Annotated in this window: 13 protein-coding genes; 10 read left to right on the plus strand and 3 right to left on the minus strand. The window is 73.4% G+C overall.

All coding sequences use genetic code 11. The features are described 5' to 3' along the window. Positions 1-16: 16 nt before the first annotated feature. Entirely contained in the window at positions 17-2,617 is a 2,601-nt protein-coding gene (locus AC4BDD_RS26880; RefSeq protein WP_490688038.1) for a bifunctional serine/threonine-protein kinase/ABC transporter substrate-binding protein, read from the minus strand. A 540-nt stretch (positions 2,618-3,157) separates the two neighbouring features. Here AC4BDD_RS26880 and AC4BDD_RS26885 point away from each other — a divergent pair. From AC4BDD_RS26885 to AC4BDD_RS26915, 7 genes are all read left to right on the plus strand, one after another. Continuing rightward, the gene (locus tag AC4BDD_RS26885; protein WP_490688039.1) at positions 3,158-3,268 is read left to right on the plus strand and encodes a keywimysin-related RiPP; all 111 of its coding nucleotides are present in this window, start codon (positions 3,158-3,160) and stop codon (positions 3,266-3,268) included. A gap of 27 nt (positions 3,269-3,295) precedes the next feature. Further along, positions 3,296-5,152, plus strand: a complete 1,857-nt coding sequence (locus AC4BDD_RS26890; protein WP_490688040.1) for a lasso peptide isopeptide bond-forming cyclase — start codon at positions 3,296-3,298, stop codon at positions 5,150-5,152. Between the two features lie 64 nt (positions 5,153-5,216). Continuing rightward, positions 5,217-5,471 carry a lasso peptide biosynthesis PqqD family chaperone gene (locus tag AC4BDD_RS26895; protein ID WP_490688041.1) on the plus strand — a complete coding sequence of 85 codons (255 nt, stop codon included), beginning with the start codon at positions 5,217-5,219 and terminating at the stop codon, positions 5,469-5,471. Further along, a complete protein-coding gene (locus AC4BDD_RS26900; protein ID WP_490688042.1) occupies positions 5,468-5,920 on the plus strand; it encodes a lasso peptide biosynthesis B2 protein in 453 nt (150 codons plus the stop codon). The genes AC4BDD_RS26895 and AC4BDD_RS26900 overlap by 4 nt, the downstream gene beginning before the upstream one ends. 107 nt (positions 5,921-6,027) lie before the next feature. After that, a complete protein-coding gene (locus tag AC4BDD_RS26905; protein WP_490691950.1) occupies positions 6,028-7,875 on the plus strand; it encodes an ABC transporter ATP-binding protein in 1,848 nt (615 codons plus the stop codon). Between the two features lie 9 nt (positions 7,876-7,884). Further along, positions 7,885-9,147 (plus strand): VWA domain-containing protein, encoded by a 1,263-nt coding sequence (locus AC4BDD_RS26910; protein WP_490688043.1) that lies wholly within the window; start codon positions 7,885-7,887, stop codon positions 9,145-9,147. Continuing rightward, complete coding sequence (locus AC4BDD_RS26915; RefSeq protein WP_490688044.1) at positions 9,147-10,025, plus strand: hypothetical protein; 879 nt, start codon at positions 9,147-9,149, stop codon at positions 10,023-10,025. The genes AC4BDD_RS26910 and AC4BDD_RS26915 overlap by 1 nt, the downstream gene beginning before the upstream one ends. A gap of 60 nt (positions 10,026-10,085) precedes the next feature. On the opposite strand, the gene AC4BDD_RS26920 is transcribed toward AC4BDD_RS26915, so the two are convergent. Next, positions 10,086-11,339: an alpha/beta hydrolase family protein gene (locus AC4BDD_RS26920; RefSeq protein WP_490688045.1), complete on the minus strand. Its 1,254-nt coding sequence runs from the start codon at positions 11,337-11,339 to the stop codon at positions 10,086-10,088. Between the two features lie 182 nt (positions 11,340-11,521). Between AC4BDD_RS26920 and AC4BDD_RS26925 the strand changes: the two genes are divergently transcribed. After that, positions 11,522-12,511: an ArsR family transcriptional regulator gene (locus AC4BDD_RS26925; RefSeq protein ID WP_490688046.1), complete on the plus strand. Its 990-nt coding sequence runs from the start codon at positions 11,522-11,524 to the stop codon at positions 12,509-12,511. Between the two features lie 64 nt (positions 12,512-12,575). Here AC4BDD_RS26925 and AC4BDD_RS26930 read toward each other — a convergent pair whose 3' ends face one another. After that, positions 12,576-13,433, minus strand: a complete 858-nt coding sequence (locus tag AC4BDD_RS26930) for a class I SAM-dependent methyltransferase (RefSeq protein ID WP_490688047.1) — start codon at positions 13,431-13,433, stop codon at positions 12,576-12,578. A gap of 80 nt (positions 13,434-13,513) precedes the next feature. Here AC4BDD_RS26930 and AC4BDD_RS26935 point away from each other — a divergent pair, with 80 nt between their 5' ends. Both AC4BDD_RS26935 and AC4BDD_RS26940 read left to right on the plus strand, forming a co-directional pair. Continuing rightward, the gene (locus tag AC4BDD_RS26935) at positions 13,514-14,098 is read left to right on the plus strand and encodes a helix-turn-helix domain-containing protein (RefSeq protein ID WP_490688048.1); all 585 of its coding nucleotides are present in this window, start codon (positions 13,514-13,516) and stop codon (positions 14,096-14,098) included. Between the two features lie 265 nt (positions 14,099-14,363). Further along, the gene (locus tag AC4BDD_RS26940; RefSeq protein ID WP_490688049.1) at positions 14,364-14,894 is read left to right on the plus strand and encodes a hypothetical protein; all 531 of its coding nucleotides are present in this window, start codon (positions 14,364-14,366) and stop codon (positions 14,892-14,894) included. Positions 14,895-15,068 lie beyond the last annotated feature (174 nt).

Raw genomic sequence — 15,068 nt, forward strand, 5'->3', positions numbered from 1 at the left:
GGCGTCAACGGCGGACTCACTCCTCGTACGGGCCGCTCCGCACGGCACGCCAGACGTCGTTCTCCACCCGGCGCACCGTGAAGGTCTTGTTGGTGGTGTCGCCGTATGCGTCGAAGGAGACCTTCCCGGTCACCCCGTCGAAGGAGACCTTCTCCTGGAGCGCCCCCACGACCTCGGCCCGGGCGTCCTTGGGCAGTTTGCCGTCGTGCGCCTCCACGACCGCCTTGACGGCCTGGATGATCGCCCAGGCGGAGTCGTAGGCATACCCGCCGGAGGGGCCGTAGCCCTCCTGGTAGCCGGCGGCCTGGTAGGCCTTCCGGTACGTACGGGCGGAGTCCAACTCCTCGACCGGGACGCCGACGGTCGTGCTCAGATCACCCTCGGCCTCCGGGCCGGCCAGCTCGATGAACTGGGCGTCGTAGAGGCCGTCCCCGCCGACCAGCGGCTTGTCGAAGCCGCCCTTCTTCAGCTCGCGGGCCAGCTGCCCGCCCTCGGGATACTCGCCCCCGAAGTAGACGAACTGGGCGCCGGTCGCCTTCACCTCGCGCGCCAGCGCGGAGAAGTCCTCGTCCCCCGGGTCGACATGGCCCCGCCCCACGATCGCACCGCCGAGCCGGCTGAACTCGCGCTCGAAGGTGCTGGTCAGTGTGGTGCCGTAGCTGCTCTTGTCGTCGATGACGAAGGCTTTGGTCTTGTCCAGCTCCTGGTACAGGTACCGGGCGGCGTACGGACCCTGGTAGGCGTCGGTGGAAACGGTGCGGAAGAAGGAGGCGGAGGGACGCTCGGCGGTGCCCTTGTCCCACTTGTCGCCCTTGGTCAGCACCGGGTTGGTGGTCGACGGGGAGACCTCGGCGAGGTGCGCGGCGTCGAACTCCTGCTGCGCGGCCTGGGCGACGCTGGAGTTCACCGGCCCGACGACCCCCAGGACATCGGAGTCGGCGACCAGCTTGGTGGCGTTCCGCTGCCCGGAGGCGGGCACGGCCTGGTCGTCGAGCGCCACCACCTTGAAGGTGACGCCCGGGACGGTGTGGTCCTTGTTGGCGGTCCGCACCGCCAGGTCGACGGAGTTCTTGATGCCCTGGCCGTAGGCGGACAGGTCCCCGGTGAGCGGTGCGCTGACCCCGAGGGCGACGGTGACGGTCTTCTCGCCGGGTGTCGTGGCCGGCCCCGGCGTGGCCGGACGTTCGCCCCGGTCCGCCGATCCGGAATCGCCGTCGCCGCCGCGCGTGTTCCACACGGCCGCCGCCACAAAGACCCCGGCCGCCGAGACAAGTGCCACCAGCGCGAGCAGCACCCGCCTGTTGACGGGCCGACGGCCGGACAGTCGAGGGCCGGGCGGGCCGGGAGAGTCGGACGCCGCCGGCCGTGCCACGGGGCGCGGTCCGTACGGCGGGGAATGCGGAGCGTACGACGGGGGAGGGGAGGGCAGGGCGCCGGCGACCGGGGTGGCGGGCGGCGTCGGCGGGGGCCCCGGTGCGTCGGTGTCCGGCACCGGTGTCGGTGCGTCGGCGTTCGGTGCTGGTGCTGGTGCTGGTGCTGGTGCTGGTGTGGGCGTCGGTGTCGGTGTCGAGAGCGGCGGCGCTGCCTCGGGCTCCGGTGCTGCCCCGCTCTGCGGCACTGTTTCGGCCTGCGGCACTGTTTCGGCTTGCGCGGCTGCTTCGGGCTCCGCCGCCGGCGGCGGTGTGGGCGGTGCGGATCCGGCGGCGGAGGGCGAGAGCGGCGCCGCCGACCGGGAGAGGGTGTGTGCCACGGCCTGCGGCAGCCAACCCCCGTCGGACAGCACCTCCGCGACCTGGCGTCCGTCCCCGATCCGGCGGGCGAATTCCTCCACCAGCACCGCCACCGTGGGCCGGCCGGCCGGGTCCTTGGCCAGACACCACCGCGCGAGCTCCGTCAGCGCGGGCGGCAGTCCGGCCAGATCCGGCTGCTCGTAGACGGTCCGGAACAGCACGCCATGGGTGGAGCCGACACCGAAGGGCCCGACACCGGTGGCGGCGAACACCAGCACCGCGCCCAGCGCGAAGACATCGCTGGCCGCCTGGACCGGCCTGCCGGTCAACTGCTCGGGAGACATGAAGCCGGGCGTGCCGACCATCATGCCGGGGCGGGTCAGCGCACTCGCCTCGGCCACCGCCGAGATACCGAAGTCGATCACTCGTGGTCCGTCGGCGGCCAGCAGCACGTTGGACGGCTTGAGGTCCCGGTGGATGACCCCGGCCGCGTGGATGGCCTCCAGCGCCTCCGCGAGCCCCGCTCCGAGGGCCAGCACCGGCGTGGGCGGCAGCGCTCCGTGCTCGGCGACCGCGGCGTCCAGCGACACCCCCTGCACATAGGCGGTGGCCAGCCAGGCGGGGGAGCCCTCCGGATCGGCGTCGACCACACCCGCGGTGAAGACGCCGTTCACCTGGCGGGCCGCCGCGACCTCGCGGGCGAACCGCCGCCGGAAGTCCTCGTCCTCGGCCAGCTCCGGGCGCACCACCTTCACCGCGACCGGCCGCCCGCCCCGGGAGCGCCCGAGGTAGACCCGCCCCATCCCTCCCGCGCCCAGCCGCGCGACGATCCGGTACGGACCCACCTGCTCGGGATCCTCCGCCGTCAGCGCCTTGAACACCCCCACCGGCACTCCCCCCTGAACCGCCCGCGGTTCATGACCGATTGAACGCCCACATGATTCCTCAACCCGAGTGGCCACCGCAGCGTTCCGGACGATGTGCGGCCGGCACTTCACGCGATCGTGGCAGGGGGCGGGTAGGGCGAGACAGGGGGCGCGCGGTGAAGAAGAAGCGCCGGGGGCGGAGCCCCCGCGGCGGAGCCGGGACCCTACCCCGCCGTGGTCGAGGCGCGGTCGCGGCCCGGCTGATCAAATCGTTTTTGCATATGCTACGCGGCCTCGATTCCGTTCTGGATTCATTCCTTTTCACTTCAGACGAAAGCGCGCAAGGCTCGGTTCGATGACCGACCGAATTCGCGTTATTCGCAAAATCATATTTTCCCTGAGGGTGTTGCATTGCCACCGGGAGATGCGGCTAGCTCTTCTCGTACGCCCCGCCCTCCTCGTCCCGGGCTCCCGATGAGCCCGGGCGTGGACGGACCCGTACCGGAATTCCGGTACAGGCCGGCCGGGGAGGCGGGCGCAACCTGAGCGGAGAGGGACGCCATGAAGAAGGCATACGAAGCACCGACGCTCGTCCAGCTGGGTTCGTTCCGGAAGCAGACAGGGCTCCTCGGCCGGAGCGGCAACGACCGTCTGATCCTGAGCAAGAACTGACGGCTGACGGCTCGTTGATTCGAAGCCATGGCTGAATTGCACGAGAGTGCAGGTCCGGGCCCCGGCGACGCGCACTTCGCGGTCTTTCCCGACCGTGCGGGCGCGGCCGCCGTGGCCCGCTCCTTCTCCCGCCCCGGAACGCGAGTCCTGGCCCACGCCTCCGGCCGGCCCTGGCTGGTCGGCCACTGGGACGACCAGGAGGTCGTCACCGCGCGCACCGGCTCCGCGGCCCTCGCCGTCATCGGCTGCTGCCCGGTGGACGCCGCCGAACTCAGGCGCCGCGCCGCCCGGCTGCGGGACCTCGCCGAACTCGACGAACTCGCCCGCACCCTGCCCGGAAGCTTCCACCTCGTGGCCGAGCTCGACGGCCGGCTCCGCGTGCAGGGCACCGCCTCCGGTCTCCGGCTCGTCTTCCACGCCACCCTGGACGGCATCGAGGTGGCCGCCACCAGCGCCGATGTGCTCGCCGCCGCGCTCGGCGCCGACCCCGACCCCGAACAACTGGCGATCCGGCTGCTGTGGCCGGTCCCGCACCCGCTGTACGAAGCACCGATGTGGCGCGGGATCTCCGCCGTGCCACCGGAGGAGGCACTGATCATCGCGGCGGACGGGCGCACCACCCGCCGCTCGCGCTGGTGGACCCCGCCGGAGCCGACGCGGCCGCTCGCCGATGGCGCGTCCCGGGTACGGCAGGCGCTCATCGACTCCGTGGACGCGCGCACCCGCCAGGGCGGCGTGGTCAGTTGCGACCTGTCCGGAGGGCTGGACTCCACCTCCATCTGCTTCCTGGCCGCGCGGTCGCCGGCCCACGTGGTGGCCAGCACCTGGCCCGGCCGCGATCCGGCCGACACCGATCTGCAGTGGGCGCAGCGGGCCGTCAGCTTCCTGCCGGACGTCGAGCACGTCGTGTGGGACGCCGACGCCTCACCGCTGGTCTACACCGACCTGCTCGACATCGACGACCTGCTGGACGAGCCGACCATCGGCGTCATGGACCGGGCCCGCGCCCTGCACCATCTGCCGGGCCTGGCCAAGCACGGCAGCCGACTGCACCTGACCGGCATCGGCGGCGACCACGTCGCCTGGTGCTCCGAGGCGTACTACCACCGACTGCTGCGCACCCGCCCGCTGCTCGCGCTCCGGCAGCTGCGCGGCTTCCGGGCCCTGTGGCAGTGGCCGCTGGCCGGCACGGCACGGGCGCTGGCCGACTCCCGGCCGTACCGCGGGTGGCTCGCGGACGCCGCCCGCCACCTGCGGGATCCGCTGCCCTCCTCGGTCAGCATCGGACTCGGCTGGGGCATGGCCCCGCGCCTGTTCACCTGGGTGACCCCGGACGCGGAGCGGACCGCCCGGCGCGTGCTGCGGGAAGCGGCCGAACAGGCGGCGCCGCTGCACCCGGACCGCGGACTCCACTCCGACCTGGAGCAGATCCGGTCCTGCACGCGCACCATCCGGCAGTGGGACCGGATGGCCGCCCGGGCAGGGGTGCCCATGGCGTCGCCGTTCTTCGACGACCGGGTGATCGAGGCGTGCCTGGCGGTCCGGCCCAGCGAGCGCGTCACCCCCTGGGCGTACAAACCGCTGCTGGGCGCCGCCATGCGAGGCATCGTCCCCGACGTGTGCCTGGAGCGCACCAACAAGGCCCAGGCATCGATGGACGCCTCGAACGGGCTGCGCGAGCACCGCGGCGACCTCATGGCGCTGTGGGAGGACTCGCGGCTGGAGCAGCTGGGACTGGTCGACGGCGACGCCCTGCGCCGGCTGGCCCTGCGGCCCTCCACCCCCGGGCTGCGCGACGCGATCCTCTACTCGACCATCGCCTGCGAGGTCTGGCTGCGGAGCCTGAACCGAGCCGCCGGGACGGAGGCCATCACCGCCTCCTGACCCGCGCGCCGCGCGCGCTCAAGCACCTCACCCACCCGAGCACGGCAGAAAGGCTCACTCCACCATGGCACTGCGGTTCGGCGCCGACATCTCCACCACCGAGACCGACTACGGGACGGTGCTCCTCGACGAGCGCAACGGGGCGTACTGGGAGCTCAACCCCTCCGGCACGCTGGTGGTCCGGACGCTGCTGGAGGGCGGTGACGAAGCGGCCGCCGCCGAGGCGCTCGTCGCGGAGTTCGACATCGACCGCGCCCAGGCCGACCAGGACGTGGCGACCCTGGTCCGCCAGCTGCGCGCGGCGGGGCTGGCCGCATGACGACTCCCAGCGCGCTGGACCGCCCCACCGGCGTACCGCTCTCCCGGCGGCTGGCCGCCCGTCTCGTCCTGCTGCCCGCGGTCGCCCTGTCCCTGCTGCCGCCGCGGCGCATCCGCGCGGTGCTCGGCCTGGCCCGCCGCGGGGCCGTACCCGCCACCGCCGCACAGGCCAAGGCGGCACGGGACGCCATGTGCGCGGTGAGCCTGCGCTGCGCCGGACCGCAGGGCTGCCTGCCCCGCTCGCTGGGGGCCGCGCTGCTGTGCCGGCTGGGCGGGAGCTGGCCCACCTGGTGCACCGGGGTGCGCAAGGTGCCCCCGTTCACCGCGCACGCGTGGATCGAAGTGGACGGCCGCCCGGTCGGCGAAGGGACGCCGGACGACTACTTCACCCGGCTGATGGTCGTCGCCCCGGCGACCGACCGGGCCCCGGCGAGCCGGACGGCCCGATGACGGAACCCTCCGGACCCACCAGGGAGACCCCGGAGACAGGCACAGCCGGGGAGCGGCAGCCGGCACCACCGAGCGGCGACCGGTCCACCCGGGCCGCCGTCGCCACCATGTTCCGGCTGACCGAGGGCCACCGGACGTCCGTCGCCGCCGCGACCGTGCTCACTCTGGTGGGCTCCGTGCTCGGGCTGGCCCAGCCGCTCGTCGCCCAGCACATCGTCGACGCCGGCAGCCAGGGCCGGGCCTTCTGGCCGCTGCTGCTGCTCCTGGCCGCGCTCTTCGTCACCGAGGCGGTGACCGGCGCGGTCGGCCGCTTCCTGCTGGAACGCATGGGGGAGGGCGTGGTGCGCGGACTGCGCCACGGCCTGGTGGCCCGGCTGCTCCGGCTGGAGATGCGCGCGTACGACCAGCACCGCGGCGGTGATCTGATCTCCCGGGTCACCGCCGACACCACCCTGCTGCGCGAGGTGGTGTCCCAGGCACTGGTGGACCTGGTCACCGGAGCGCTGGCCGCGATCGGCGCGATCGCCCTGATGCTGTGGATCGATCCGCTGCTGCTCCTCATGATCACCCTGACCGTCGCCGCCGCCGCGGCGATCGTGGCCTCCCTGCTCAGCGGCATCCGGGCGGCCTCGGAGCGCATGCAGAACGCCGTCGGCGCGATCGCCGCCGATCTGGAACGCGCCCTGGGAGCCCTGCCGATGGTCCGGGTGCACCGGGCCGAGGAGCGGGAGGCCCGGCGCATCGGCGAGTGCGTCGATTCGGCGTACGGCGCGGGCGTCCGCACCGCGAAACTCGCCTCGGTGATGAGCCCGGCGGTCGAACTCGCCGTCCAGGGCTCCTTTCTGATCGTCCTGGTCATCGGTGGCCTGCGGGTCAACGGGCAGGCCCACTCGCTCGGCGACCTGGTGGCCTTCCTGCTGTACGCCTCGTATCTGGTGCTGCCGCTGTCCTCGGTGTTCCGGGCGGCCGGCCTGATCCAGCGCGGCATGGGTGCCTACCAGCGGATCGAGCAGGTGCTGGACCTCCCCGTGGAGCCCGAGGGACCTGCGGCGGCGGCCTTGCCGGTGCCCCCGCCCCGCCGTGCGCCGCGGACCGCCAGCGGGCAGGGCACCGGCGCGGGGCAGCCGGCCGCTACCGCCGAGACGGCCGCCCCCGGCCCCGCGCCCGTCCCCGCGCCCGTCCCCGGCCCCGCCCTCGCCCTGCGGGACGTCCGCTTCGGCTACGACCCGGCCCGCCCGGTGCTGCGCGGCGTCTCCTTCACCGTCCCGCACCGCCGGCAGGTCGCCTTGGTCGGCCGGTCAGGGGCGGGCAAGAGCACGATCTTCGCCCTGGTGGCCAGGTTCTACGAACCGGAAGCGGGCGCCGTGCTCTTCGACGGGCGGCCGGCGAGCGAGCTGAGCCGCGGCGAGTGCCGGGCCCGCATCGCCGTCGTCGACCAGAACACCCATGTCGTCCACGGCACGCTGCGGGACAACATCACCTACGCCCTGCCCGGCGCCACCGAGGCCGAGGTCCGGCGGGTCGTCGAACTCACCCAGCTCGACGAGGTGGTGGAGCGGCTGCCGGGCGGCCTGGCCACCGTGCTCGGCGAGCGCGGCAGCACCCTCTCCGGCGGCGAGCGGCAGCGGGTCGCGCTCGCCAGGGCCCTGCTCGCCCGGCCGTCCCTGCTCCTGCTCGACGAGCCCACCTCCCACCTCGACGCCATCAACGAGGCCGCGCTGACCTCGGTGATGAAGGGAGTGGCGGAGGAGTGCGCCGTGCTGGTGATCGCCCACCGGCTGTCCACCGTGCGGCACGCGGACACCATCGTCGTGCTGGACGGCGGCCGGACCGTCGCCTCCGGCCACCACGAGGAGCTGCTCACCACCAGCCCCGTCTACCGCCGCCTGGCGGCCGGGCAGATGCTGCGCCCGGCCGGTGCACCGGCTTTGGACGCGCCCGGTGATGCTCCGTAGGATGCGCCGGTGATCACAAAGAGAGGCCTGGTGACAGGTGCGTTCGGGCTGCTCGCGGCCCTGGCGGGCGGCTTGCTGACGCCGTTCGCGGCCGCCGCCGACGAACCGGCCAAGGAAGCCCCCAAAGTCGAGCTGGTACTGGACGTCAGCGGGTCCATGAGAGCCCGCGACATCGATGGAACCTCCCGCATGGCCGTGGCCAAGCAGGCGTTCAACGAGGTGCTGGACGCCGTGCCGGACGAAGTCCAGCTCGGCATACGCACCCTCGGCGCCACCTACCCGGGCAAGGACCGGGAGGTCGGCTGCCGAGACAGCCGGCAGCTGTACCCGGTGGGCCCGGTGGACCGCACCGAGGCCAAGACCGCCGTCGCGACCCTGCGCCCCACCGGCTGGACGCCGATCGGCCTGGCGCTGCGCGGCGCGCACAAGGACCTCGAGGGCGGTGACGCGACCCGCCGGATCGTGCTCATCACCGACGGCGAGGACTCCTGCGGGCAGCCCGACCCGTGCGACGTGGCCCGCGAACTGGCCGCCGATGGCACCCACCTGGTCATCGACACGCTCGGCCTCACGCTCGACCGCAAGGTCCGCGACCAGCTGAGCTGCATCGCCGAGGCGACCGGCGGCACCTACACCGCGGTCCAGCACACCGACCAACTCTCCACCCGCATCAAGCAGCTGGTGCGCCGCTCCGCCGAAGCCCCGGTGGAGACCCCGGCCGGCGTCGAGGGCGCTGCCGAGTGCACCGCCGCCCCATCGCTCGGCGCCGGCCTCTACACCGACCGGGAGCGCTTCGGCGAGCGGCGCTGGTACCAGGTGCGGGTCAAGCCCGGCCAGGAGCTGCGGGCCTCGGCGAGCATCGGCGCCGACCGCGCCGTCGACCCCAACTACGGCGTCCTGCTGCGCGCGGTGGACCAGCACGGCCGCGAGCTGGTGCGCGGCGAGGAATCCGGCAGTGGACGGACGGACGTCCTCTCGGCCGGCCTGCGCTACCCGATCGCGGAGCGCGAGGACGACGACGAGGCACGGACGATCTGTCTGGAGCTGACCCACTCCTTCTCCGCTCCGGCGTCGGTCAAGCGCGACCCCGGCCTCCCCGTCGAGCTGGCCATCGACATCGTCGACACCGACGAACGGCCCATCGACGCGGCCGCCTTCGGCCTCGGCCGCGGCTGGCTGCTGCTGGGCCTGCTCATCGGCACCGGCCTGATCGCCGGTCTGCTGTGGGGTTGGCTGGCCCGCTGGCGTATCACCATCTGGAGGACGAACTGATGCGTGCCCTTCGTACGGCCGGCGCCGTGGTCACGCTCTGCGCCGCCCTCTTCGCCGCTGCCCCCGCCGCACAGGCGGCGCCGGACCCGACCAGCAGCCCCACCGCGGGCGACGGTGACAGCGGGCCCACCGAGGCGGGCACCGGATTCCGCACCGCCACCGAGATCGAGCAGGGCCAGGTGGCCACCGCGTCGGCATCCACGGGCGACTACCTCTACTGGGTGTTCCCCGCGGCAGCCGGTCAGGTGCCCACCGTCGAGGCGACCGTCCAACTGCCGGACGCGGCCGGCCGGCACGGCCGCAGCACCTGGCAGCTCGACGTCTACGACGGGCTGCGGCGGCACCAGGCGTGCACCACCGGCCGGCAGACCCGGACGGCCGGACAGCAGGACAAGACCGTCTCCGTGAGCTGTACCCTGCGCGGGGTGCGGCCCTGGGCCGAGACCTGGGCCAACGACCCGCTGCCGGGCGCGTACTACGTGCGGCTGACGGTCGTGGACCTGCCCGAGGCGGACCTCGGCCAGCCGATCCGCGTCGAGATCGAGGCGTCCTCGCGTGACGCGGGCGGCAAGTACGCCGAGGGCGGCGAGGTCGCCCCGCTCAACCCCGCGGTGCGGGCGGGCACGGCGGCCACCCCGGGCGCCGAGCCCGGCCCGGCCCCGTCGGGCTCCACCGGCGACGACGGGGACGACGCCGGCGACCGTGCCACGCGGGCCACCGCGGTCGGCGAGCCGGACGACGGCTGGGACGCGGGTTGGTGGTCCGACCGCTGGGTGTGGACGATGGCCGGCGGTGTCCTGGGGGCACTGGCCGGAGTGGGCGGCTATGTGCTGACCCGCCGCCCGCACCTCACCAGGCGCCCGCCGACCGGCGCCTGACCGAAGGGGTGTCCGGTACGGGTCACGGCGAGCCGCCGTGACCCGTACCGCGCCCACCGATCAGCACGGCGCCAGGTGCCGTGCGAAGAATTCGCGCACCCAGCCGCGCACCGCGGGCACCGACCGGGCCGGGGAGACAGCGCCGACCAGGCTGTTCCGCCCGTCGGCGGTCATGAGTCCGGCGGCCTGCAACTGGGGCGCCAGCACGGCGTAGTCGGTGAACACCCCGTGCGTGGCCTCGTCCAGCTGCCGCCGCCAGGTGCGTCCCCGCGGGTGGGCGAGCATGGCCGACCAGGAGCGCTCCAACTCCGCCCTGCCGGTGAAGCCGTCGGTCCCCACCAGCAGCAGCGGCCGGTCCACCCCGTCCCGGGCGACCGGGAACAACCGCCCCTGCTGACCGGGAGCCTCCGGTGGGTAGTCCAGATAGCCCTCCAGATTGACGGCCGCGTCGATGCGGCGGTCCTCGTACATCGTCTCGGCCGCGGTCGTCCCGCCGGCCGAGTGACCGTAGATCCCCACCCGCCGCAGATCCAGCGCCCGGCCCAGATGGCGCGGCAGCGCCCGTCCGGTCGCGTCCGGATTCCGTCCGGCCGCCAGCTCCTCCAACTGATCCAGGACGAACCGGACGTCCGCGATCCGCGTGTGGATCAGGGTGCGGAACAGCGGCGGATCCAGCCGGGGCTCGCCCCGCAGCGAGGTGTCCCGGACCTTCTTCCGGTAGCCCGTCTCGCTGGGGAAGTCGACCTCACTCGCGTCGCCGGGGTGGTCGATGGTCACCACCACGCAGCCGTGGCTCGCCAGCTCCTCGGCGAGCCCGGTGCCCAGCGTGCGCGGGTCGCCACCGCCCGGGCTGTACAGCAGCACCGGCCGCCGTGCGGGCCGCGCCGGCGCGTCGGTGTGCGCGTGGGTCCGCGTCGCCGCCCAGTCCACGCCGGTCTGCGGCAACTCCTTGTGCAGTTGCGCGGCGTCGATGTACGGGAACAGCTCCGCGGCCCCCGCGGTCATCTGCCGCGCCACCGGATAACCGTGGACGGTGGCGGCCGGGTAGAACACCGTGACCATCACCTCCCGGACCGGGATCCGCGGCACCCACGGGTCGCGCCGGGCGCGGTCGGCCAGATACAGCGTGGTGACCCCGATCGGGTGCGGGCCGGTAGGCGCCGGCAGCCGCAGCGTGGACGCGCCCGTGGACCGCGCCCGCGCGACCGGCGCGCCGCCGGTGAGCAGCAGCGCGGCGGCCAGTGCCGCCGACCTGGTGACGGTCCGCCGGTCCACGCCGGTCCGCCCGCCGTCGCCCAATTCCCTGCCCAGCATGGCTCTCCCCTTGTGCCTGTGCGGCTTTCATGCGCCGCTGTGACGTCAGTCCTTGCGACCGTGTACGGCGGCCCCTGGCTGACTGACGGGGCCGTGGCACGCATGCTGACGTGTCGCCGGCGCGGCAGGCGATCATTGAGGCCCTGCCCGAAACGATGGCGCGGCGGCGCCTGGGAGAGCTCATGATCCGAATACACTTCACGGCCGCCGACTTCGCCCGGGTTCGCTTCTCGTCACGGCCGGCCCCGCTGCAGGAGCTGAACACGGTCCTGCTGAAAATGTGCACCCCCGACGACGAGTTGCTCTTCGGCCGCTGGAGACGACGGCTGCTCCGCTCCCTGCCGGCCGCCGTCGAACCGCTGGGCGAGCTGGTCCCCGGGCAGCGGGCGCCCAGCTTCCTCGACGTGTTCAGCGACAACCTCCAAGACGGTCTGGACACCGTCCGCGCCACCCGGCCGGAGGCGGTCCGCTCCGAGCTCGAGCGCGTGTACGGCGGGCTCGCCATGCCGGTCCCGCCGTGGATCCGTGACCTGCACCGGGGGGACGCCGATGCCTGGCGCACCCTCCGCCGCGCCCAGCACGCCGCCTTCGAGACGGTGCTGCGTCCGGTCTGGCCGGTGGTGCAGGACCTGCATCACCGGGAGTTCACCCGGCACGCCCTCGCCGCGGCCGAGCACGGCATCGGCGCCGCGCTCACCGCACTGGCCTCCGGCAGCCGACTGCGGGGGGAGATCTGGGAGTTCCACGGGCCCGGGGAGCGGGACGTCATGCTGGACGGCCGCGGCCTGGTGCTGCTGCCCACCTTCCACTGGACCGGCCATCCGCTCATCGCCGACCTGCCCGGCCGGCCCGTGACGGTGACCTATCCGGCCGGTCCAGGGTTGCCGCTCTCGGCGGCCGGGGCGGACGGCCTGGACGACGCGCTGGCCGGGGTGCTCGGCCGGACCCGCTGGGAGATGCTGGTCCTGCTGGCGGAGGAGCACACCACCGGCGGGCTGGCCCGGCGGCTGGGGGTCAGCGGTGCCACCGCTTCCGCCCAGGCCGCCGCGCTGCGCGGCGCAGGGCTGATCACCACGGTCCGCGCCGGACGGGCGGTGCTGCACCGGCGGACCGCCCTGGGCAGCCTGCTGGTCCAGCGCCGCACGCTCGGCCGGCCGGACGGCCAGGGGTGACTCGCCGATCCTGCCGGGCTGCCGGCGCCTGATCCGGCTTGATCGACGAGGACACCTCCGGGAGCTAGACCGTCTCCGGCCGACGGCCGAAGTGCACCGTCTTCGCGGTCAGCAGGAACACATCCGTCCGCCGGTCGACGCCCGCCGGGTCGGCCGGGTCGAGCAGCCGGTCCAGGGTCGCCAGATCCTCGTCGTCCAGGAGCCCATCGAGCACCGCGCGGTGCCGCTCCAGCGTCCGGCGCACCGATTGACGCGGCTTCTCGGCCAGCGGTGCGGGATGGTCCACCAGGAAGGTCCTGCTGCGCACCTCGGTGAGCCCGGCGGCCCGCAGCATGCCGGGCCAGTCCTCCACGACGGCCACCGAGCCGGGCAACTCGGCCCGCATCCTGCTGAACCGCTCCGCCATCGCGGCGTCCAGCCGGGCCTGGAGCCCGGGGCGCCCGAAGCCGAGGTCGCGCGGGAGCCAGCGGGGCGGCAGCCCGCCCTCGACGATGGCCAGCACGCCGCCGGGCTCCAGCAGCCCGGCCAGCCGGCCCAATGCCTGCTGCTGGTCGCCTACATGGTGCACCACCTGCCCGGACCACACCAGGTCCGCGCGGCCCAGCCCGCTCAGCCCCTCCGGGAACTCGGCGAACCGGGTCCGCAACCGCACGCCGAGCCGCTCGGCCCGCTGCTCCGCGCGGGCCAGCAGCTCCGGTGCTCCGTCCACCGCGGTGACCTCGGCCTCAGGGAAGACCGCCGCCATCCGGCAGGCCGCGACCCCCGGGCCGCTGCCGACGTCCAGGATCCGCCGCGGGTTCAGCCCGCCCAGCTCCTCGAGGGCTTGGCGCACATAGGGGCTGTGCGTCTCGCCCTCCAGCTCCAGCATGTCGGCCATCGCGGCCCAGTCGAAGTCGTTCATCGCACCTGCTTTCCGTCCCATGGTTGAACACCTCTTGGCGCCGACCCTGCGCCCGGGTGGACAGCCTTGACAAATGTTGTTGCTGTTTCTGCAATAGAGGAGTGAACGACGTTCTCGCCGAGGTCGGACCTCGGCTCAGGCGCATCCGCCAGCAGCGCAACTGCACCCTCGCCGCACTGTCGGAGATCACCGGGATCTCGGTCAGCACCCTGTCCCGGCTGGAGTCCGGGCAGCGCAAGCCCAGCCTGGAGCTGCTGCTGCCGATCGCGCACGCCCACCAGGTGCCGCTGGACGAGCTGGTCGGCGCGCCGCCGGTCGGTGACCCGCGGGTGCGGTTGAAGCCGGTCAGGCGCGGGGACTCGACGGTGGTGCCGCTGACCCAGCAGCCCGGCGGGCTACAGGCGTTCAAGATGGTCATCGGCGCCACCCGCAGCACACCCGAACCCCGCACCCACGAGGGCTACGAGTGGCTGTACGTGCTCGGCGGAGAGCTGCGGCTGGTGCTCGCCGACCACGACCTCGTGCTCGGCGTCGGGGAGGCCGCCGAGTTCGACACCCGGCTGCCGCACTGGTTCGGCAGCACCGGAAAGGCGCCGGTGGAGGTCCTCAGCCTCTTCGGCCCGCAGGGCGAACGCATGCACATCCGCGCCAAACCCCGCGCCGCCCAGCGCGTCCCCGGCACCTAGACCATGCTCCACGTCCTGGTCCACACCGTGGATCTCATCCCGGCAAACCCCGCAGGTGGTGCAGTTCCGGCATCTGGCTTGTTCCTCTCTGGCAAGGCTTCTGCCGCATTCCTACGGTTGGGCCTCGTACCGCAGGAATGACACACCAGGGGAGGAACGCACCATGAGAGCAAGAGCCAGAGCCAGGTCCCTGGCAGCGGCGGCCGCGAGCGCAGCGGTCGCCGCTTTGTTTTGCGCTGTTCCGTCCTCCGCCCAGGCAGCGGAGTTGAACACCTTCCGGGTGGGACTCCAACTGGCCGACAGTGGAGGCACCTCGCAGTTCGGGGCGGAGCAGTTCACCAAGAATGTGAAGTTCGGCAACAGTTCGTCCAACTGGGCCGGGGACGCCAACGGCAAGGACCCGGACGCTGTCCTCATCGACCTCAACACCACGCCCGGGGATCCGCTGAACGCGGTGGACTTCCGCATCGGGGCCCAGGCCATGGACGGCAGCGGCCACTACGGCCCGGTGCAGTACACGCCGTGGGCCAGTGAGGGCGGCGGCGACTCGGGGATGATCACCGACGACAACGGCTACGACCCCGACAAGTACCGGCTCTTCGTGGACAGCCGTCGGTGGCCGTCGGCGGCGTCCCTGGTGGACTTCCGGCTCTCGGTCACGGCGGTGGACAACAACCGGGCCGGGGTACCCGCGGTCACGCCGTGGGCCAGCCAGGGTGGGGGCAGGAGTGGGCTGGCCCTGGATGACAACAGCTACGACTTCGACGGCATCATCCTCGGGCTCGAAGTGAGTTAGGGCGCTGAGCGGTCGGCCGGGCGGGGGATTGGCACCCGCCCGGCCGCACCCCCGCGTCCGGGCGGCCTGCCCGGGCTGGGCGGAGCCGGAGCGCGCGGCCTTTTCGCCGCGCGACCGGTGGCCACGACCGGCTTCGGTGACAGTGGGTAACCGGACGGTGTGAGCTATGTTGAT

The organism is Streptomyces sp. JLBT605 (assembly GCF_058215555.1).